Annotated in this window: 1 pseudogene; it reads left to right on the top strand. The window is 81.0% G+C overall.

Going from position 1 to position 232, the window contains the following annotated elements:
* Nucleotides 1-232, top strand: a pseudogene (locus tag F0L68_RS43145) (hypothetical protein); the annotation flags it as partial.

Consider the following 232-nt stretch of genomic DNA (forward strand, 5'->3'; position numbering starts at 1 on the left):
GACGGCGCGCCGCTGGACCTTGGGGCGGGGGTCGGGCCCTCGGTGGCCAATCCGGCGGCCGTGCCGTGGACCAGGGACCAGCTGCGGGAGCTGGGGGTGCCGCTCGACCACGGCGCGGCGGCGGCCGGTGGTCCGGGGGCCGACCTGGGGGCGGGGGTCACCCCGGTGCGGGCCCCCGGCAGGCTGGGCGACCTGGGGGGCTGCGACACGGGGCTGGTGCTGGTGGAGCACG

Source organism: Solihabitans fulvus, from assembly GCF_008386585.1.
Lineage (GTDB): Bacteria > Actinomycetota > Actinomycetes > Mycobacteriales > Pseudonocardiaceae > Solihabitans > Solihabitans fulvus.